The organism is Pseudalkalibacillus berkeleyi, from assembly GCF_021608225.1.
Lineage (GTDB): Bacteria > Bacillota > Bacilli > Bacillales > Fictibacillaceae > Pseudalkalibacillus > Pseudalkalibacillus berkeleyi.
Genome location: NZ_JAKIJS010000001.1, coordinates 2,717,323 through 2,738,652, shown reverse-complemented (window position 1 = coordinate 2,738,652; position 21,330 = coordinate 2,717,323). Strand labels below are relative to the sequence as shown.

At 43.9% G+C, this 21,330-nt stretch carries 21 protein-coding genes; all 21 read left to right on the top strand.

What is annotated here, in order from left to right; translation table 11 throughout:
- Positions 1–58 precede the first annotated feature (58 nt).
- The 21 genes from atpD (at position 59) to spoIIQ (ending at position 20,891) form a co-directional block, all read left to right on the top strand.
- Positions 59–1,462, top strand: coding sequence for a F0F1 ATP synthase subunit beta (atpD, locus tag L2716_RS14265; protein WP_236337342.1), 1,404 nt, complete (start codon positions 59–61; stop codon positions 1,460–1,462).
- Between the two features lie 106 nt (positions 1,463–1,568).
- On the top strand, positions 1,569–1,973 hold the full coding sequence (locus tag L2716_RS14260) for a F0F1 ATP synthase subunit epsilon (protein ID WP_236337339.1): 405 nt from the start codon (positions 1,569–1,571) through the stop codon (positions 1,971–1,973).
- Between the two features lie 432 nt (positions 1,974–2,405).
- The gene (locus L2716_RS14255) at positions 2,406–4,016 is read left to right on the top strand and encodes a gamma-glutamyltransferase family protein (RefSeq protein ID WP_236337337.1); all 1,611 of its coding nucleotides are present in this window, start codon (positions 2,406–2,408) and stop codon (positions 4,014–4,016) included.
- Positions 4,017–4,018: 2 nt separating this feature from the next.
- Positions 4,019–4,570, top strand: coding sequence for a chromate transporter (locus L2716_RS14250; RefSeq protein ID WP_236337336.1), 552 nt, complete (start codon positions 4,019–4,021; stop codon positions 4,568–4,570).
- On the top strand, positions 4,567–5,094 hold the full coding sequence (locus tag L2716_RS14245) for a chromate transporter (protein WP_236337334.1): 528 nt from the start codon (positions 4,567–4,569) through the stop codon (positions 5,092–5,094). Before L2716_RS14250 ends, L2716_RS14245 begins: the two co-directional genes overlap by 4 nt.
- 254 nt (positions 5,095–5,348) lie before the next feature.
- A complete protein-coding gene (locus L2716_RS14240; RefSeq protein ID WP_236337326.1) occupies positions 5,349–5,723 on the top strand; it encodes an NADH-quinone oxidoreductase subunit A in 375 nt (124 codons plus the stop codon).
- Positions 5,714–6,232, top strand: coding sequence for a NuoB/complex I 20 kDa subunit family protein (locus L2716_RS14235; RefSeq protein WP_236337323.1), 519 nt, complete (start codon positions 5,714–5,716; stop codon positions 6,230–6,232). Before L2716_RS14240 ends, L2716_RS14235 begins: the two co-directional genes overlap by 10 nt.
- Complete coding sequence (locus tag L2716_RS14230) at positions 6,229–7,554, top strand: NADH-quinone oxidoreductase subunit C (RefSeq protein WP_236337321.1); 1,326 nt, start codon at positions 6,229–6,231, stop codon at positions 7,552–7,554. Before L2716_RS14235 ends, L2716_RS14230 begins: the two co-directional genes overlap by 4 nt.
- A 3-nt stretch (positions 7,555–7,557) precedes the next feature.
- Positions 7,558–8,658 (top strand): NADH-quinone oxidoreductase subunit D, encoded by a 1,101-nt coding sequence (locus L2716_RS14225; protein ID WP_236337302.1) that lies wholly within the window; start codon positions 7,558–7,560, stop codon positions 8,656–8,658.
- Positions 8,658–9,659: an NADH-quinone oxidoreductase subunit NuoH gene (gene nuoH, locus L2716_RS14220; protein ID WP_236337300.1), complete on the top strand. Its 1,002-nt coding sequence runs from the start codon at positions 8,658–8,660 to the stop codon at positions 9,657–9,659. The genes L2716_RS14225 and nuoH overlap by 1 nt, the downstream gene beginning before the upstream one ends.
- Before the next feature lie 13 nt (positions 9,660–9,672).
- Positions 9,673–10,092, top strand: coding sequence for an NADH-quinone oxidoreductase subunit NuoI (gene nuoI / locus L2716_RS14215; RefSeq protein WP_236337290.1), 420 nt, complete (start codon positions 9,673–9,675; stop codon positions 10,090–10,092).
- Entirely contained in the window at positions 10,089–10,607 is a 519-nt protein-coding gene (locus L2716_RS14210; RefSeq protein WP_236337289.1) for an NADH-quinone oxidoreductase subunit J, read from the top strand. The genes nuoI and L2716_RS14210 overlap by 4 nt, the downstream gene beginning before the upstream one ends.
- Positions 10,600–10,914, top strand: a complete 315-nt coding sequence (nuoK, locus tag L2716_RS14205; protein ID WP_236337284.1) for an NADH-quinone oxidoreductase subunit NuoK — start codon at positions 10,600–10,602, stop codon at positions 10,912–10,914. Before L2716_RS14210 ends, nuoK begins: the two co-directional genes overlap by 8 nt.
- A gap of 15 nt (positions 10,915–10,929) precedes the next feature.
- A complete protein-coding gene (nuoL, locus tag L2716_RS14200) occupies positions 10,930–12,792 on the top strand; it encodes an NADH-quinone oxidoreductase subunit L (protein ID WP_236337283.1) in 1,863 nt (620 codons plus the stop codon).
- Complete coding sequence (locus L2716_RS14195; protein WP_236337281.1) at positions 12,792–14,318, top strand: complex I subunit 4 family protein; 1,527 nt, start codon at positions 12,792–12,794, stop codon at positions 14,316–14,318. The genes nuoL and L2716_RS14195 overlap by 1 nt, the downstream gene beginning before the upstream one ends.
- Entirely contained in the window at positions 14,315–15,811 is a 1,497-nt protein-coding gene (nuoN, locus tag L2716_RS14190) for an NADH-quinone oxidoreductase subunit NuoN (protein WP_236337279.1), read from the top strand. Before L2716_RS14195 ends, nuoN begins: the two co-directional genes overlap by 4 nt.
- 260 nt (positions 15,812–16,071) lie before the next feature.
- Positions 16,072–16,308 carry a DUF1146 family protein gene (locus L2716_RS14185; RefSeq protein WP_236337263.1) on the top strand — a complete coding sequence of 79 codons (237 nt, stop codon included), beginning with the start codon at positions 16,072–16,074 and terminating at the stop codon, positions 16,306–16,308.
- A gap of 156 nt (positions 16,309–16,464) precedes the next feature.
- Complete coding sequence (locus tag L2716_RS14180; protein WP_236337261.1) at positions 16,465–17,214, top strand: YwmB family TATA-box binding protein; 750 nt, start codon at positions 16,465–16,467, stop codon at positions 17,212–17,214.
- A 30-nt stretch (positions 17,215–17,244) separates the two neighbouring features.
- Positions 17,245–18,567, top strand: coding sequence for a UDP-N-acetylglucosamine 1-carboxyvinyltransferase (gene murA, locus L2716_RS14175; protein WP_236337237.1), 1,323 nt, complete (start codon positions 17,245–17,247; stop codon positions 18,565–18,567).
- A 252-nt stretch (positions 18,568–18,819) separates the two neighbouring features.
- The gene (spoIID, locus tag L2716_RS14170; RefSeq protein WP_236337207.1) at positions 18,820–19,851 is read left to right on the top strand and encodes a stage II sporulation protein D; all 1,032 of its coding nucleotides are present in this window, start codon (positions 18,820–18,822) and stop codon (positions 19,849–19,851) included.
- A gap of 209 nt (positions 19,852–20,060) precedes the next feature.
- Positions 20,061–20,891: a stage II sporulation protein SpoIIQ gene (gene spoIIQ / locus L2716_RS14165; protein WP_236337197.1), complete on the top strand. Its 831-nt coding sequence runs from the start codon at positions 20,061–20,063 to the stop codon at positions 20,889–20,891.
- The last annotated feature ends 439 nt before the right edge of the window (positions 20,892–21,330 follow it).

Below are 21,330 nucleotides of genomic sequence, written 5' to 3'. Positions count from 1 at the left end.
ACGACCTGTAGGTCAGAATTATAAAAGCATCCTCAATAGGACGTTAGGAGGGAAAAACATGAACAAAGGACGCATCACTCAAGTCATGGGTCCAGTCGTCGACGTACAATTCGACAGCGGGAGCCTACCTGAGATTTATAATGCACTTAAAGTCCAAAACACTGAGGGAGAGAAAGCGATTGAGCTGACTCTTGAAGTTTCACTTCACCTTGGTGATGATACTGTTCGTACCGTCGCAATGGCATCTACCGACGGAGTTGTAAGAGGAATGGAAGCACTCGATACTGGATCTCCAATCTCGGTACCAGTCGGTGACGTAACATTAGGTCGTGTTTTCAACGTATTAGGTGAAAAGATTGACCTTGATGAAGAATTGGCAGCGGGTATTCAACGTGACCCAATCCACCGTGAAGCACCGAAATTCGACGAACTTACAACAAAAACTGAAATCCTTGAAACAGGGATTAAAGTCGTTGACCTTCTTGCACCATACGTAAAGGGTGGTAAGATCGGTTTGTTCGGAGGAGCTGGAGTAGGTAAGACAGTTCTAATCCAGGAGCTAATCAACAACATCGCACAAGAACACGGTGGTATTTCCGTATTCGCAGGTGTTGGTGAGCGTACACGTGAAGGTAATGACCTTTACTACGAAATGAAAGATTCCGGTGTAATCAACAAGACAGCAATGGTATTCGGTCAAATGAACGAACCACCAGGAGCTCGTCAACGTGTTGCATTGACTGGACTTACTATGGCGGAACATTTCCGTGATGAGCAAGGACAAGACGTATTGTTCTTCATCGATAACATTTTCCGATTCACACAAGCAGGTTCTGAGGTATCCGCACTTCTTGGACGTATGCCTTCAGCGGTTGGTTATCAGCCGACACTTGCTACTGAAATGGGTCAATTGCAAGAGCGTATTACATCAACGAAAAAAGGTTCTGTAACGTCTATCCAGGCGATCTACGTACCTGCCGATGACTACACTGACCCAGCACCAGCAACAACTTTCGCTCACTTGGATGCAACAACGAACCTTGAGCGTAAGCTTTCTGAAATGGGTATCTACCCAGCGGTGGATCCACTTGCTTCAACTTCTCGTGCACTTGCACCTGAAATTGTTGGAGAAGAGCACTACAACGTTGCGCGTGAAGTTCAACAAACACTTCAGCGTTATAAAGAACTTCAAGATATCATCGCAATCCTAGGAATGGATGAGTTGAGTGACGAAGACAAGATGACTGTATCACGTGCACGTCGTATCCAGTTCTTCTTATCTCAAAACTTCCACGTTGCTGAACAGTTTACAGGACAAAAAGGTTCATACGTACCTGTAAAAGAAACGATCAGCGGATTCCGTGAGATTCTTGATGGTAAGCATGACGACGTTCCAGAAGACGCATTCCGTCTAGTAGGACGCATTGAAGAAGTAGTTGCAAAAGCAGAGCAAATGGCATAAAAAATTATTTATGATGAATGTACAAAATGAAGATAAAATATGCGAGAGCTATTTTTACCGGAGTATTTGTACTTCATAACATGATTAAGGCCCGAGGAGGGGTTTCATGAAGACATTCACAGTAAGTGTCGTCACCCCTGATGGCCCTGTGTATGAAGAGACAGGCGCAGAAATGGTCAGCACGAAAGCCACCAGCGGTGAGCTTGGAATCCTGCCAGGCCACGTTCCGCTCGTAGCTCCGTTAACCATTAATGCAGTTCGCATTAAGAAGGACAACAATACACAGACATTGGCTGTTAGTGGTGGATTTATAGAAGTACGACCTGAAAAGGTTACAATTCTCGCTCAAGCAGCTGAGCGTCCGGGAGACATTAACGTTGACCGTGCAGCAGCAGCGAAAGAGCGTGCAGAGAACCGTCTGCAAAAATCCAAGCAAGAGGGTGTTGACTTCGCACGAGCACAACTAGCGTTGGACCGTGCAATCAACCGAATCAACCTTGCGGGAAAATAAATGTCAGAAGACCCTTTCGGAAACGAAAGGGTCTTTTTTCATATCTTCATTTAGGACATTAATTTCAGATTAAAATTTGTTCTACGTTGTAGAAAAATTTCAGCCTTAAATGTAACCGTTACTAAAGAACACCCCCAGAATTAGGCTTCTGAATTTCGTGCTTTTTTGTAGTAAAGAAGTACCGAGTTCCCCAAGTCGAGGCAAAAGTTCCACAAGTACACCTAGAAGTTCCACAAGTTCACTCAAAAGTTCCACAAAACAGCATGAAAGTCCCCCAAGTTTTCACAAAAAGCTTTCAATCTGCTCAAAACAACAAAAAAATTCTCACTTTTTCACCTAATTGAACCAGAATATTCAGACAAAAGAATTGAACGTTCGCTCATACTCGATATAATGGACATAACCCACGAAGATCTTGAGAGGATGTTTGCTATGAATCATGACTATTTATACAATCCATATCCGTCACAGCGGATGACGACCTTTGGGAAAAGAGGAATGGTTGCGACATCGCAACCGTTGGCAGCACAAGCTGGGCTGGATATTTTAAAAAAAGGGGGCAATGCCATTGATGCTGCAATAGCAACCGCGGCATGTCTGACGGTTGTTGAACCAACCTCGAATGGAATTGGCGGAGATGCTTTTGCACTCGTTTGGGTAAAAGGCAAACTCCACGGGCTCAACGCGAGTGGACCATCACCCCATTCGATCTCGATTGAAGCTCTTAAGGAAAAAGGAATCAATGAAATCCCGAAATTCGGTTGGACACCTGTGACAGTGCCAGGTGCGCCATCCGCTTGGACTGCTTTATCCGAGCGTTTCGGAAAGTTACCGCTAACAGAAGTGTTGGCGCCAGCGATTAAATATGCGGAGGACGGATATCCGGTCTCACCAACGCTCGGGAAGTTTTGGAGAGCGGCAGCGGAACACTTTAAAAATGTACTGAATGATGAGGAATTCAAGCATTGGTTTGAGACTTTTGCACCTAACGGAAAAGCACCTGAAATCGGAGAGGTATGGCGTTCTGAAGGTCATGCCGCTACGTTAAAAGAAATTGCTGAAACGAAAGCAGAATCATTTTACCGTGGGAGAATTGCAGACGAAATCGATGCATTTTCCAAACATTACGGTGGTTTTTTGCGTAAAGAAGATCTAGCAGCCTATCAACCAGAATGGGTCGATCCGATCGGTGTTGATTACCGGGGCTACAAAGTTTGGGAGATTCCACCTAACGGACAAGGGATCGTGACACTTATAGCGCTCAACATTCTAAAGGGTTACGAGTTTACCGGAAAAGAGTACGTCGAAACGTATCATAAGCAAATCGAAGCTATGAAACTCGCATTTACGGATGGGCTTAAGTATGTAACGGAAGGTCGGAGTATGACGACATCAGTGGAATCACTTTTATCGAATACATACGCAGAAGAACGTCGTCAATTAATCGGTGGGCAGGCGATGCAACCTGAACCTGGCACGCCTCCAAAAGGCGGAACGGTTTATCTTGCGACTGCAGATGAGGAAGGCAACATGGTTTCTTTCATTCAAAGTAATTACATGGGATTTGGCTCTGGACTCGTCGTTCCTGGTACGGGGGTCGCACTCCAAAATAGAGGTCACAATTTTTCGATGGATCCCAATCATGATAATGCCCTTGATGGCGGAAAAAAGACATTTCACACAATTATTCCAGGATTTTTGACAAAAGGAGATCAGCCAGTCGGCCCGTTCGGTGTTATGGGTGGTTTCATGCAACCGCAAGGCCATCTACAAGTTGTTATGAACACCGTCGATTTCCACCTTCATCCACAGGCCGCACTCGACTCACCGAGATGGCAATGGATGGAGGATAAGAAGGTTCTCGTTGAGCCCAGCTTTCCGAACCATATTGCTCAAGCGTTAGCGAGAAAAGGACACCACATCCAAGTGGCGATGGATGGTGGACCGTTTGGACGAGGACAAATCATTTGGCGCGATCCTGAGACGGGCGTTTTAGCTGGGGGAACGGAATCTAGAACAGATGGCAGTGTCGCTGCTTGGTGATGATGAAGAACAAACAGCTTTCATTGTTTCTCGCCTTTTTTCGAGTCGGTATTTTCGGTTATGGCGGTGGACCATCGTCCATTCCGCTCATACATAAGGAAGTTGTTGAGCACTATCGTTGGTTTACCGATGAAGAATTTGGAGATTTACTCGCACTCGGAAACACACTCCCAGGACCGATTGCGACCAAACTTGCTGGTTACATCGGCTTTCGGGTGGCTGGTGTGATAGGCATGATCAACGCAGTTATGGCAACGATTTTACCATCTATTATTGCGATGATTGTCCTCCTTACCACATTAACGATGTACAAAGATAAGCCTTGGGTCCAAGGGATGACGAATGCGGTTATTCCTGTCGTTGGCTTTATGCTCGCTCAGCTCACTTGGCAGTTTACGAAAAAATCGAAAGCAGGTCTCGGATGGACACAAGCCATCGTCATCATCGTGCTTTCAGTTATTTTGATGGAAGTCCTGAACCTCCACCCAGGTATTATGATCGGGCTGTTACTCGGATACGCACTTCTCGGTAAGAATCGGAGGGAGGTAGCATGATTTACTGGCATATTTTTCTCGCCTTTTTCATTCCAGGGATTCTTGGATATGGTGGTGGACCGGCATCGATTCCATTAGTGGAAAATGAAGTCGTCGACCGATACGGATGGATGTCTACCCAAGAGTTTAGTGAAGTGCTAGCGCTCGGCAATGCATTACCAGGACCGATTGCCACTAAAATGGCGGGCTATATCGGATTCGTAGAAGGTGGTTGGCTCGGTGCTGTCGTCGGTGTTTTCGCAACGATAGCACCTTCCTTACTACTTATGATCATCCTGTTGAAAGTTTTAATGAAGTACAAAGAGTCTGAAAAAGTGAAGCGGATGACGGTGACAGTGCGTCCAGCCATCGCAGTACTGCTCGGTGTTATGGCATTTCAGTTTTTTCAAAGCTCTTATGAAAGCAGCGGTATCTTACAAACGATTATCCTCTTGGCAGCCAGCTATTTAACGCTCGTCCGCTTCAAAGTACATCCAGCGATTGTCATAGCAGGTGCACTCGTTTATGGCGGCGTATTTTTATAGCGAGTCAGGGGGACAGTTCCCTCGACCCACAAAACTTTTTATCTACTAAAGGTGGGTGAATGTAAAAATCAATAGAAAGTTACCGATATTTGTAGGGGATATTTCCTTATTTCGAATCATTTACTGAATATGGAATTCATTATCGTACAGCGTGTCGACACTCAAAATGGTATTTGGTATAATTGATAACGATTACAATTTTGAAAACTTTCTAACAATGACATTGATTGACAGATTGAGATCGGGGGGTACATATGGAGCTCTATCACTTGTATCAAAACAATTATCTGGTCGTCCTCATGTTCCTGCTCTTAGGAATCCTTTTACCTGTTGTCGCTTTGACAGCTGGGAAACTATTACGACCATCGAAACCGACCAAAGAAAAGCAGACAACCTATGAAAGTGGTATCGAGCCCTTTCATCAAAGCTGGGTTCAATACAATGTTCGTTATTATATCTTCGCTCTATTATTCGTTATTTTCGATGTAGAGACCGTTTTCTTATACCCTTGGGCTGTCGCGTATGAAAAGCTCGGGATTTTTGCATTGATTGAAATGACGATCTTCATCATCATGTTGTTGATCGGACTCATCTATGCGTGGAAAAAGAAGGTGCTAAAATGGATGTAAGACTAGAAGATATCTCCCCACAAGACCATCAAGAGCTTCAAAAGAATGTATTCTTTGTCACGCTCGAGCAAGTGAAGGCATGGGCTAGAAGTAACTCGCTGTGGCCGCTCACGTTCGGGTTAGCTTGCTGTGCCATTGAAATGATGGGGACAGGTGCGTCACATTATGACCTTGACCGTTTCGGATCGATTTTCCGCACATCACCGCGCCAATCGGACGTGATGATCGTTTCAGGTACAGTTACAAAGAAGATGGCACCAGTTCTAAAGCGACTTTATGATCAAATGCCAGAACCGAAATGGGTTATCGCCATGGGTTCTTGCGCAACAGCAGGTGGACCATACATAAAATCTTATGCAGTTGTAAAAGGGGTCGATCAAATCGTCCCTGTTGATGTGTATATTCCAGGATGCCCGCCAAATCCGGCGGCTTTAATCTATGGAATCAATAAATTACAAGAAAAAATCCGCTATGAAGCTAAGACTGGGAAGCGGGTGACGGATCAATGAGCGATCAAGAAAAGCCGTTCTCCGAAATGAACGAAGAAGAGAAAGCGGAAGCGAAGCGTAAAGCAGTAGAAGAGGCGAAACGGAAAGCTGCGGAGAAGAAGGCAGCAAAGGAAGCAGCCTCAGAAAAACCAGCGGAAAAACCGTTCTCTGAAATGAACGAAGAAGAGAAAGCGGAAGCGAAGCGAAAAGCGGTAGAAGAGGCGAAACGAAAAGCTGCTGAGAAAAAAGCAGCAAAGGAAGCAACCTCAGAAAAACCAGCGGAAAAACCGTTCTCTGAAATGAACGAGGAAGAGAAAGCGGAAGCGAAGCGTAAAGCAGTAGAAGAGGCAAAACGGAAGGCTGCGGAGAAGAAGGCAGCAAAGGAAGCAGCCACTGAAAAACCAGCGGAAAAACCGTTCTCAGAAATGAACGAAGAAGAGAAGGCGGAAGCGAAGCGAAAAGCGGTAGAAGAGGCGAAACGAAAAGCTACTGAGAAAAAAGCAGCTAAAGAAGCTGAAGAATCACCAAGTGAAGGCGCCCCAGCTGACGAAAAGGCGAAGGCTGCAGCCAAGGCGAAAGCAGCCGCAGCAGCCAAAGCAAAAGCCGCTGCTGCCGCGAAAGCGAAGGCATCAGGTGGATCAGCAACGGACGATGAAAAAGCTAAGGCGAAGGCAGCCGCTGTAGCCAAGGCAAAAGCAGCTGCTGCCGCAAAGGCAAAAGCATCAGGCGGAGGAGCAACGGACGACGAAAAAGCGAAGGCGATTGCCGCTGCTAAGGCAAAAGCAAAGGCGGCCGCTGCCGCAAAAGCGAAGCAAGGCGCAGGTGCTAGCCCAACAGAAGATGAACCAGCAGAAGAAAAGCCATCAACCAATCAACCCCTCTTAGACAAATACGTCAAGGTGATCAAGGACAATCTTGGCGATGACATCCTAGAAGATTCATATATTAACCGATTGGCAAAGGACGTACCAACACTTGTTGCCAAGCACGACCAATACTATAAACTAGCAGAATTCATGAAGTACAATGAACAGTTTGATTTTGAATATGTAAGTGAACTGCACGGTACTGATTTTGAAACACATATGGAAATCTATACCCATCTCTTCTCATTTAAAAACAACCAGCCCGTCGCGCTGAAAGTAAAGGTTGATCGCGACAAGCCTGAAGTGGCATCACTCGCACCGTTATGGCCTGGTGCAAACTGGCCAGAGCGGGAAGCGTTCGACTTACTAGGCATTCATTTTACAGGACATCCAAATATGACGCGCATCCTTATGCCAGATGATTGGGTTGGACACCCGATGCGCAAAGACTATGAACCATACGATGTGGAGGTGTAACCTATGATCCGTACTGAAGAAATGTTATTAAATGTTGGACCTCAACATCCAAGTACACACGGCGTGTTTCGGATTGTCCTGAAAATTGATGGAGAAATCATTAAAGAAGCAACACCTGTGATCGGTTACCTCCATCGCGGAACAGAAAAGCTTGCCGAAGATCTGCAATACACACAAATTATTCCTTATACAGACCGAATGGATTACCTTTCGGCGATGACGAACAACTACATCCTCTGTCATGCAGTTGAAACGATGATGGAGCTCGAAATTCCAGAGCGAGCGGATTACCTTCGCGTACTTGTGATGGAACTTGGTAGAGTTGCGAGTCACCTCGTCTGGTTCGGTACATATTTACTTGATATTGGTGCGATGAGTCCGTTCCTGTATGCATTCAGAGAGCGGGAAATGATCATCAACTTTTTAAACGAAATTTCTGGTGCAAGACTGACGTTCAACTACATGCGTGTTGGGGGCGTTAAGTGGGATGCGCCAGAAGGTTGGATTGAGAAAGTCCGAGATTTCGTACCGCATATGCGTGAACAGCTTGCGGGTTACCACGATCTGATTAGTGGCAACGAAATTTTCTTGAATCGTGTAAAAGGTGTCGGCACATATACGAAGGAAGATGCTTTTGCTTACTCATTAAGTGGTGCAAACCTACGTTGCACAGGCGTCGATTGGGATCTTCGGAAAAACGAGCCGTATTCCTTGTACGACCGCTTCGATTTTAATGTTCCTGTCAAGGATGGTGGAGATGCGTGGACGCGCTATCAATGCCGAATGGCTGAAATCGAAGAATCGTTAAAAATTATCGAACAAGCAGTAGAGCAGTTTCCATCTGAAGGTGAGATTATGGCAAAAGTGCCAAGAATCATCAAGCCGCCAGCAGGTGAAACATACGTCCGCATAGAATCTCCACGCGGAGAAATTGGATGCTATATCGCTTCAAAAGGAAAAAAGGAACCTTATCGATTGAAGTTCCGACGACCGTCCTTCTATAACCTGCAAATTTTACCGAAGCTTTTAGAAGGGGAAAATATCGCAAACTTAATCACCATTCTCGGTGGGATCGATATCGTACTCGGGGAGGTTGACGGCTAATGATCCAAGATCTTCTCTATTCAGCACCTTCCTACTTGAATACGTTGATCTTTTTCGCCTTAGGTGCAGGACTTCTCATGATGGTACTTGGTTTCGTTACGTACGCGATTTTAGCAGAGCGTAAAGTCATCGGTTTCATGCAACTACGTGTCGGACCGAACCGTGTCGGTGGTCCACTCGGATTACTGCAAACGGTCGCTGATGTACTGAAGCTTTTATTAAAGGAAGACACAATACCAAAAGCGGCAGACAGACCATTGTTCATTCTCGCACCAGTCATTGCGTTCGCTCCAGCATTCATGGTGCTTGCTGTCATCCCGTTTTCCGAATCACTCAGGTTCTCTGATATCGGAATCGGATTACTCTATTACATTGCGATTTCCGGTATATCCACTGTTGGGATCTTGATGGGTGGATGGGCATCGAATAATAAGTATGCACTTCTCGGGGGCATGCGTTCAGCAGCTCAAATGATTTCATACGAAGTCCCGCTCGTCATGTCGGTGATTGGTATTATTTTACTTACCGGTAGCTTGAATCTTGTTGAAATCGTTGAAGCACAGCAGAACTTAGCTTACTTATTCGTTCAACCGCTTGCATTTTTCATCTTTATCATCGCTTCAGTCGCGGAATTGAACCGAACACCATTTGATTTACCAGAGGCCGAGTCGGAGCTTGTTGCCGGTTACCATGTCGAGTACTCTGGGTTCAGGTGGGCGTTCTTCATGCTCACTGAATACGTCTACTTGTTTGCAATGGCATCGATCACGACGATTCTTTTCTTAGGTGGATGGAACCCAATTCCTTTCCTAGACTTCATACCTGGCGTCATCTGGTTTGCAATCAAGTTCAGTTTCATCGTGTTCGTCATGATTTGGATCCGAGCAACTTTACCACGTCTACGAGCGGATCAGCTCATGTCATTTGGATGGAAAGTGCTCTTACCGTTAGCGTTACTGAACATTTTCATAAGCGCGGTTATCAAGGAAATCTGGTTCTAACGGAGGGATTACAATGAAAGGACTCGTAAAAGGGTTAAAATACACACTCAAAAACTTAACGAAACAGAACGTTACGACGTCATATCCGGACGAACCGATTGAAATGCCAGACCGTTTCCGCGGCATCCAGAAGTTTTATCCGGAGAAATGCATCGTCTGTAACCAATGTGCCAACATCTGTCCGACGGATTGTATCGAGCTGACTGGTAAGAAGCATCCGGACCCGAATAAAAAAGGGAAAATCATCGATACGTATGATATCAATTTCGAGATTTGTATTCTTTGCGATTTATGTACAGAGGTTTGTCCGACAGAAGCGATTGTCATGACGAACAATTTTGAGCTTGCAGAATATAGCCGCGATGAGCTGTTCAAAAATCTAGAATGGCTCGATGAAAATGATCGGAATGTACGAAGGGAGAATAAGGCATGAATGGTGAGTTGATCTTATTCTTCGTCCTCGCACTCGTGGCAATCGGAAGCGGTGTACTCATGTTGAACCTGACAAAGGTCGTCCATATGGTCATCGCGCTCGTGTTTACGTTTCTATCGATTGCTGGTTTATATATTATGCTATCGGCAGAATTTCTCGCGTTTGTTCAAATCCTGATCTACTCAGGTGCCATTACAATCATCATGTTATTTGGCATTATGCTGACAAGACACGATGATCGAGCCGAAAAAAAGGTATCTTTACCGAAATCGATCATTGTCCTATCAGGTATTGCGGTGTTCTTCGTTATTATGTTCTTACAGATTAATGACCTCAGCTTTGGTGAACAGGCGGCTGAACTGCATGTCGATAACGCAGAGAAAATCGGAATTGAGCTTTACTCGAAATACATCATTCCATTTGAATTGACGTCCGTTCTGTTACTCGTTGCCTTAGTCGGCGCAATTGTTCTTGCAAAACGGGATGATGAGAAGGAGGCAGAGGACAATGAGTAGTGTTCCTTTATCCGTCTATCTTGTCCTTGCTTTAATCTTATTTTGTATCGGTCTGTATGGTGCATTAACGAAACGGAATGCTGTAATTGTTTTGATTTCTATCGAATTAATGCTCAACGCAGTGAATATCAATCTCGTCGCATTTGCGAAATTTGGAATCAATCCGAACATAACGGGACAAATCTTTGCTTTATTCACCATTACGGTTGCTGCTGCAGAAGCTGCGGTAGGGCTTGCGATTCTCATCGCGCTATACCGAAACCGTAAAACAGTAAACGTAGATGAAATGAACATATTGAAACGATAAGGAGGAGGTCGAATTATGAACCCGATTATTTGGATCATACCTGCATTACCGCTTTTATCCTTCGTCCTTCTCTTATTGTTTGGTCGTAGGTTGAAGGAAGCATCAGCACTTGTCGGCTCCTTGCTGACACTTGGATCTCTCATCTTATCTGCCATCATTTTTGCAGGGCAGTGGGGTGGAGAGTCGGTCAAGTCAACGTTTGAATGGCTTGCAATTGGAGATACCGTTTTAACAGTCGGTTATCTCATCAATCCGCTTAATGCACTTATGCTCGTTATTGTTTCACTCGTCAGCTTTTTAGTTCAAGTATATTCGAAAGGGTATATGCACGGAGATGAACGTTTCCCTATCTTTTTCGGATATTTAGGCTTATTCACATTTGCTATGCTAGGTCTCGTCTTATCACCGAACTTGCTTCAGTTGTATATTTTTTGGGAGCTCGTCGGGGTAGGATCGTTCCTATTGATCGGTTATTACTTTTATAAAAGTGAAGCACGTGAAGCGGCGAAGAAAGCATTTATCATGACGCGTATCGGGGACGTTGGATTATTCATCGGGATGATCCTATTGTTCTGGCAAGTCGGTAGTTTCGAGCTCGATGCCATTTTTGACGCTGTATCGGGTGGCGATATATCAGAAGGATGGATTACATTAACAGCCATCTTAATCTTTGTCGGGGCAATGGGTAAGTCAGGTCAATTCCCGATACATACGTGGTTGCCGGACGCTATGGAAGGTCCAACACCCGTATCGGCTTTAATTCATGCCGCTACAATGGTTGCAGCAGGTGTTTACTTAGTAGCCGCGATGTTCCCGTTATTTGAAGCATCCGAAACCGCTATGACAACCGTTGCTGTCGTCGGTGGATTTACTGCCATTTTTGCAGCTACAATCGGTTTAGCACAAGCAGATATCAAGCGAGTGCTCGCCTATTCGACTGTCAGTCAGCTTGGGTATATGATGCTCGCGCTCGGTTCCTCAGGTTATGTTGCGGGAATCTTCCACTTAACGACGCACGCCTTCTTTAAAGCATTGCTATTTCTTGCGGCTGGAAGTGTCATACATGCAGTACATACACAAAACATCCATGAAATGGGTGGGCTTTGGAAGAAAATGAAATGGACCGCTCCACTGTTTTTAATCGGGGCAATGGCGATTTCTGGCGTCCCTTTACTGTCTGGATTTTTCAGTAAGGATGAAATTTTAGCATCGACCTATGCAGATGGTCGTTTCGGCTTATTCTGGATAGCGGTCGTTGCAGCATTTATAACGGCGTTCTATATGTTCCGCCTATTTTTCCTCGTCTTTACCGGTGAATCCCGTGCATCGGACAAGAAGCTGAAGGTACACGAATCACCAGGCGTCATGGTCTTTCCGATGGTGATCCTAGGCGTTCTAGCAATTGTGGCTGGGTACATTAACACGCCGATGGCACCGTTGCTAGGAGACTTCTTAGCACAAAATCCTTACTTGGACATTCATCACCACGATACACATTGGTGGATTCCTGTCGTCGCAACAGGTGTTTCATTACTTGGCATCTTCATGGCATGGCTCGTTTACGCGAAGAAAAAGGTTGCGAGGCTGTCAGCAGCGTCACCAGACTTCCACTACATTTTATTGAACAAATATTTTATCGACGAAACATATGATTACAGCTTTGTTAAAGGGACGAGAGGTTTCAGTTATCTCTGGTACTATGTCGACCGTTTCGTTGTAGAAGGACTAGTCCAACTCATCACGGGTATCGTTGCATGGGTCAGTAAGCTCGGATCGAAGATGCATAGCGGGCAGGTTCAATTGTACGGAGCAGTCGCATTTAGCGGGATGGCAATCCTACTACTCATCGTTGCATTGTTAGGGGGGTATTTAACATAATGGATTCGATATTATTATCCGCATTGATTTTCTCCCCGTTACTCGGAATTTTAGTCTTGTTATTCGTACCGAAAACAGATGAAGTGGTCATTAAGTGGGTCGGCTTGTTGGCGACACTTTTACCACTTGCTTTAGCATTTCTCGTCTTTATCGGATTTGACCAAACGAAAGAAGCGCTCCAATTTGCTGAGCAGTATAAATGGATCGATTTCCACATACAACCGCTCGATGCTGGAAACGACTTTGTCATCAGTTATGATCTTGGGGTGAACGGGCTTTCTGTCGTGTTGCTGCTGTTAACGGCAATCGTTTCTACCTTAGCGGCAGCAGCCTCTGTTTGGATTAAGGATCAATGGAAGGGCTACTTCATGCTGTTCCTCTTGTTAGAAATCGGTATGCTTGGGGTTTTCGCTTCACAGAATTTACTACTCTTCTTCATCTTTTTCGAGATTACGTTAATTCCGACGTTCTTCTTAATCGGAAAGTGGGGTTACCTTGATAAAGAGAAGGCAGCCTATAGCTTCTTAATCTATAACGGTCTAGGGTCAGCGATATTATTGATCGTATTCATCATCCTTTATATGAAGGCAGGAACGATGAATTTTACAGGCTTATCCGCATACTTAAGCCAATCACCAGAAATGCTCGAACGGTTATATATGGGGGAGGACTTCCGGCTCGGACTCCTGATTGCTTTGCTCGTTGCATTAGGAGTCAAATTACCGATTGTACCGCTACACTCGTGGATGCTACAAGTACACGTGCAAGCACCTCCTCCAATTGTCATGATCCACTCAGGTATTTTGCTGAAGATCGGGGCATACGGACTATTACAATTCGGGGTTGGCTTCTTCCCAGGTGAATTTGAGAAAATCGCCTTCTGGATTGCCTTACTCGGCGTGATTAATCTGTTATATGGGGCGTTTATCGCATTCGTACAAATCGATTTTAAAAAGGTACTTGCTTACTCAAGTGTTTCCCATATGGGGATCGTGCTCATTGGGATTGCAAGTTTGACCGAAGCAGGTACACAAGGGGCGATGTTTCAAGTCGTCTCACACGGATTAATATCTGCGCTGTTATTCTTTATTGTCGGGTTGATCTACCAACGTACAGGCACATCGCTCATCACCCATCTAGGTGGCCTAGCGAAAGTGATGCCGATTACAGCAGGCTTTTTACTTGTCGGTGGATTAGCGTCACTTGGTTTACCTGGGATGTCCGGGTTCATTAGTGAATTCATGGCTTTCCTCGGCTTGTTCAAGACGATGCCTGTCTTAGCAGCGATCGGAACGCTTGGTATCATATTGACTGCTGTTTATATACTGCGCGCAGTCCTTACGATTACATTTGGGGAAACGAAACCGATGTTGATTTCAATTAAAGAAGCCCGATTTGTCGAATGGCTTCCGGCACTGATTTTGACTTTCTTCATTATATTAATTGGTGTTTACCCAGCGATCCTATCTGACATGTTGCACCTTACAATTGAAGCGATGACAGCAGGTAAGGGGGCGATGTCATGACTACGCAAAAATTACTGAGCTTTGACTGGGGAATGATGGCCCCTGAATTTACGATCCTGATTGTTGCAACGTTGCTGTCACTCATTGATTTGTTTATGCCGAACAAGGCAAGTCGCAAGCCGCTCGCACTGTTTGCAATTGCTGGTGTCGTAATCGCCATCGTGTTTGCAACGTTACAAATTGGTGATCCCACAGGTTCTATCCTCTTTGATACGTACCGGTTTGATGCATTTGCCTTAGCATTTAAATTATTGTTCCTGTTTGCCACTGGACTGATTTTGTTGCTAGCGATGGATTATAAAGGAGAAAAGAACTGGCAATATCGTGGTGAATTCTTTTACTTAATATTGACTGCTTTACTCGGTGCGATGATGATGGCATCAAGTGCAGATTTGATCACGCTATTTGTAGGGCTTGAACTACTCTCGATTTCGTCTTACATTTTAGCCGGAATTAGAAAGACAAATCTACATTCTAATGAAGCAGCTTTTAAATATGTCGTAAACGGCGGTATCGCCACTGCGATCACATTATTTGGGATGAGCTACGTATATGGATTGACTGGTACAACGAATCTTTATTCCATTGGCGAAGCGCTAACCGATCCAATCGTCGAACAAAACGGTTTCTTGCTACTGATCGCTTTTGTCATGCTATTCGTTGGTCTGTCCTTTAAAATCGCGGCAGCTCCTTTCCATATGTGGGCGCCAGATGTGTACCAAGGATCACCAACACCGATTACAGCTTTCTTAAGTGTCGTATCTAAGACTGCTGGATTCGTGTTAATCCTGAAAGTGTTCATTCTGAGCTTTCTTTCTGGTCAAGGCGGATGGCATACCACGATCCTTCTGGAGCTTCAGCCGTACATCGCGTTTATTGCAGGGATTACGATGATTGTCGGAAATGTTATTGCTCTCAGACAAAGGAACATTAAGCGCATGTTTGCGTACTCAAGTATTGCACACGCAGGTTATGTGCTCGTGCCGTTCGTATCATTATCACTACTCGTATTTAAAGCGACATGGTTCTATTTACTCGCCTATTTGTTAATGAACATTGGTGCATTTGCAGTGATCCAATTTATTTCAGAAAGAGATAAATCTGAAGATATCACTGCATTTTCCGGATTATATAAACGATCACCACTTGTAGCGGTTATGATGTCACTATTTATGATTTCCCTTGCCGGACTTCCATTTACCGCTGGTTTTATCGGGAAATTTGGAATTTTCATGAGTACGCTGAGCACCGGGCATTACGTTTTGGCCTCTGTCATGGTTACGACGACAGTTATCTCATACGTGTACTACTTTAATGTGCTAGTACAAATGTATTTCCGGAACGGTGTGGTCGATCGCATCCGACCATCGGTTGGGCTTCTACTCGTAATGGTCATCTGTACAGTCGGAACGCTAGCATTCGGTATCTATCCAAGTGCAGCCCTCGAATTCTTTCATAACGGATTCGACATGACCCAACTACTTGAAAAATAAACACCACGAGAAGGCACCCTATGATGATTAGGGTGCTTTTTCAATTCGGATTACTTTTCATATGGGAGGAAAGCAGTTATCCTAGGCAAATCGGAAATTTCAGTAGATAGACAAGTACAGGGGAAAATGATGTCGTATATTGCGTGGGAAATAACATTTTTGTAGGACGTTAGGATGAAAATGTAAAAGCATGTAATATACAGCAGGAAAAGTGTAAATCTTGTCGAAAAATATATAGAGCAATTGATGGAGGTACGTTTATGCAACCGTTTGGTCAGCAGTCACTGTTAAGCATTATAATCAATCTTGTTTTTCTAGCTGTATCCTGGTGGGCAATACAAGGATTGAACTTTGAAAAATTCATTAAAAGTGGAAAAGTCGTACAAGCAAGATTACTTATGATCCTGCTTACAATCGCGATCGCATCGTTGGTCAGTACATTTTTCTTGAATTATTTATCTTGGTCACTGCAACTTAAGTACTTATTTTACGTCTAAGTTATTAAAGGTATCGCAAGCATTTCATAAAACTGCGCATAACCTATACAATATGTCGGTTTATGACTACATCTTCCATGTATGAGACATTTGCTCAGGGTCCACAATGTAACTAAGGGAGAACTTTTATCTTAGTGGGCGAGAGGTGTGGGGAAGATGAAAAAGAAATTCATGATCATGAATTTAAGTTTGGTGATTTTGCTTGCATGTTTTTCAGGAGCTGAAGCGAAGCAACCTGTTATAAATGATACAGAACTTATCGACATTACCCGTGTAATGAAAGCCTCTGAAATTGCAATTCAAGAATGGTCTTTATACGGAAAAAGCAAAATTGGTTTTGTTTCAGATTTTAGTGGGTATGTATTGTTAGTAGAAAGCCTGCAGGCAAAAACACCAGATTTACGGTGGGATAGGGTTGTCGAAACCGACGAACATTGGGAAGTCCAGGGTTATACCAAAAATGCATACGGACTGACTGAAAAGGTTACCGTGTTCGCTTACCCCCACAAAAAACAGTATAAGACGTACATTATTTATGAACTTGAGGGAAAAACTTGGTCTCAAAAAGTTTGGGAAGCATTTAAACCGTCCTATAGTGACAAAGTCCGATTGCTGCTTGGAAATAATCCTACTATTTATACTTGTGTTATAGGTGGAATGGATGATATGATGGGTATTGTTTTGCGAAATTTAGCGAAACAACTCGTTCAGTCATTTGACGCAACGATCATCGAATCTTTAAATGAAGAGACATTTCTGTCCTTATCAGCATATACTGACGAATGGAAGCATTCCATTCGAACGAAACAACACGATATGAACTTGCAAATTGGACTTCGAAATGACGGAATAGGCGGAAAGACAACCATTACTATTGGAACACCGATTATAACGACTGAATATTAATATATAAATTGGACGCGGAGGGGAAATATCTTGGAAAAAATCATCGTCCGTGGTGGTAGGCGGTTAGAAGGCTCCGTAAAAGTTGAAGGAGCAAAAAACGCCGTATTGCCTGTCATCGCAGCATCGATTTTAGCAAGTAAAGGAACAAGCACTATTTCGGAGGTGCCTGCACTTGCCGATGTTTATACAATTCAAGAAGTATTACGCCATTTGAACATAGACGCTAATTACGCGAATAACCAAATCAAGGTTGATGCAACACGTACTTTGAAAACGGAAGCGCCGTTCGAATATGTACGAAAAATGAGAGCATCTTTCCTAGTGATGGGACCATTGCTAGCTAGAGTTGGAGTCGCAAGAATTGCATTACCTGGTGGTTGTGCAATTGGATCTCGACCGATTGATCAGCATCTTAAAGGCTTTGAAGCTATGGGAGCTGAAGTGAAAATCGGAAACGGATTTATTGAAGCGAAGAAAGAAGGACGCCTACAAGGAGCTAAGATCTATTTAGACTTCCCAAGTGTAGGTGCAACTGAAAACATCATGATGGCTGCAGCATTAGCTGAAGGCACAAGTATTATTGAAAACGTAGCAAAAGAACCTGAAATCGAATGTCTTGCAAATTACTTAAACGCAATGGGCGCGAAAGTTTATGGAGCAGGAACTGGCACACTTCGAATTGAAGGTGTTGAAGAGATGCACGGTGCTAACCACCAAGTTATTGCCGACCGCATTGAAGCTGGTACATTTATGGTCGCAGCTGCTATTACTGGCGGTGACGTTACGATTACAAATGCGCAACAGGAGCATTTAAGACCACTCGTTGCTAAGCTTGAAGAAATGGGTGTTTCAATCACTGATACAAGTGAAGGTGTTCGCATTATCGGACCTGAAACATTGAAACCAGTTGACATCAAGACGATGCCACATCCAGGTTTCCCTACTGATCTTCAGTCACAAATGATGGCTTTACAATTAGCAGCAGAAGGCACAAGCGTTATTACGGAAACGGTTTTTGAAAATCGTTTCATGCACGTGGAAGAATTCCGTCGTATGAATGGTGATATTAAAATTGAAGGACGTTCAGCAGTAGTGAACGGACCAGCAAAGCTTCAAGGTGCAGAGGTAGCAGCAACTGACCTCCGTGCAGGAGCAGCATTGATTTTAGCGGGATTAATTGCCGATGGCTACACACGTGTCACTGAATTGAAGCATTTAGATCGCGGATACGTTAATTTCTCTGGTAAATTAGCCGCACTAGGTGCAGACGTTGAACGTGTGAACGAAGAAACTGAAGAAATCACAAATGAACAAAACGACCAAACATTGAACGCAAAGCCTAATATGGCATAATATATTTAGATTTATCATGTGAAACCGTCACCCAAACACTAGGTGACGGTTTTTTCGTTTTTACATGCGGTGAGGGAGAAGTGGTTCGATTAAACTGACTCAGTCTGAAATAAAAAAAGGTTTAGCAGTGTTATTCTTTGGGACATGCTGTTTGTGAGGTTTTAGAGGCTGAAATCTGTTGGTCACCGGTTCTAAATGGTTGTCCTAGCCCATAAGCTATACTATAAACCGTCATATTTTGGAGGATTGCTTATGAAGTCTAATCGAAACAGGATGCCCTACTACATTCTTATTATTGGTTTACTCGCACTTATACTTCTACTGCCTGCAATGATTGTCTTGCCTTTCGATGACAAAGCCAAATTAATCGCTCAACCTACACAGTCCGACACCGTTATTCCAGATGAGCCGATTGTTTTAAATTCCGAAGTCGATGTTTCTGTATATAAAACAGAAGCAAAAGCCATTGAGACACTCCCACTAGAAGATTACGTTGTTGGGGTTGTCGCATCAGAAATGTCAACGGATTTTGAAATGGAAGCACTAAAGGCTCAAGCACTGACGGCAAGAACGTACATCATTAAAATGCTGTTGAGTCAAACGGATTTGAATCTCCCTGAAGGAGCAGATGTAACAGACACAGTCCTACACCAAGTTTTTCAAAGTGATGCGCACTTAAAGAAAGCATGGGGAAAAGACTACGAATATAAAATCAACAAGATCAGAAAAGCCGTAAAAGAAACAGAAGGTAAGATTCTCACATTTGAAGGAAAGCCAATCGAGGCATTATTTTTCTCGACAAGTAACGGTCATACACAAAACTCTGAAGATTACTATCCAAGCTCTTTCCCTTATTTACGCAGTGTAGAAAGCCCTTGGGATAAGGACTCACCGAAATATTATTATCAACAAAAATTTTCCGTTGAGGAAGTAGAATCAAAGCTTAAGGTAAAACTGACTGGTGATGGTGAAGTTGGTAAGGTCCTCAAACGCACATCCGGTAACTATGTGGATGAAATCGATATTAACGGAAAAAAGATGACCGGCCGGGAAATCCGAGTCAATCTCAACTTGAAATCATCTGACTTTACAATCTTGAAAAAGGACGACCAAGTAATCGTCCAAACACGTGGCTACGGACACGGCGTCGGTATGAGCCAATACGGCGCAAATGGCATGGCTCAAGAAGGTGAAGACTACAAACAAATCGTCAAGCACTACTATAACGGTGTTGAAATTACCGACACCAAAGCATACACAGCGAAACTAACTGCACAAAAATAAGACAAATAACTGAAATATTAAATGGGCTTAGAGGAGATTTTCCTCTAAGCCTTTCTGATGTAATTGCCTATTTTAAAGCGTTAAAGAAGCGGCTTCCAGCCTAGCAACTCGTTACTTTCCCCTGTTTGTCGAAATATTATTCAGAAAAAATTTCAGCCGATGTATATAATTTGAAAAAAGTGCCGACAATGTTGCTGAGGTGATGTTAAATGAGAGAAGAAGAAAAACAAAAATCAGTTAATCCTCTTAAGGCAAAGTGGTACAAAAAGAAGCGTTGGGTTTATCCAGCAGTATATCTTGGGTTTGCAGCAGTAATTCTAGCATCTGTTCTTTGGTATCAAAACTCGATTGGGGACAAGCTAAATGAAGAAGCCGATCCAATCGGATATGATGAAAGAGATTCAGTTCCTGTAATTGCTGATGCAGAAGTGTTCAAGTCTCCAGTCGATGACAAAGCTGTACAAGTACAAAAGAAGTACTATGACAGTGAAGCATCAGAAGCAGCACAAGAAGCAGCTCTCGTATTCTATAATAATACCTACTTCCAGAATAAAGGACTCAACTATGCTACCGAGAGCGGTGAGCCATTTGAAGTGAAAGCGAGCTTAAGCGGTAAAGTTGTGAAAGCAACACAAGAACCACTTCTTGGATATGTTGTTCACATCGAGCATGACAATGGTGTTATGACACATTACTCTAGTCTTGCAGACTTACAAGTGGAAAAAGGCGATACTGTAAAACAAGGAGATGTTCTAGGTAATGCTGGAATGAATCTTCTGGATAAGGAATCTAAGGTGCATGCACACTTTGAAGTACGTAAGGATGGCTTAGCAGTTAATCCTGAAGAATACTTCAACAAGTCAGTCACTGACGTTCCTGATCAAAAGCAGGATGCTAACAAAACGAACACAGATGCAACAGATGCTGAGGAAAACGCTGATGTTGACCCAGCTGAAAAAAATGATGCAAACGAAACTCAAAACGACGACGCTTCGCCTAATGAGAACTCAACTGAGGATGAAGACAAGTCTGGCGCATAAACTCAACCCGCGTCAGATTAAAATCAACTTACAAAGCTCTGGACAAAGTCCAGGGCTTTTCTTTTGGTTCTCTTTCTATCCGCGGTAGAGATCAATTGGGAATACGGCGGACAGAAAGGGGTGGTTACTATCCGCGGTAGCGGTCAAACGGGCATACGGCGGACAGAAAGAGGTGCTTACTATCCGCGGTAGCGGTCAAACGGGCATACGGCGGACAGAAAGGGGTGCTTACTATCCGCGGTAGCGGTCAAACGAGCATACGGCGGACAGAAAGAGGTGCTTACTATCCGCGGTAGCGGTCAAACGAGCATACGGCGGACAGAAAGGGGTGCTTTCTATCCGCGGTAGAGGTCAAACCGGAAAACGGCGGACAGAAAGAGGTGCTTACTATCCGCGGTAGCGGTCAAACGAGCATACGGCGGACAGAAAATGAATTTCC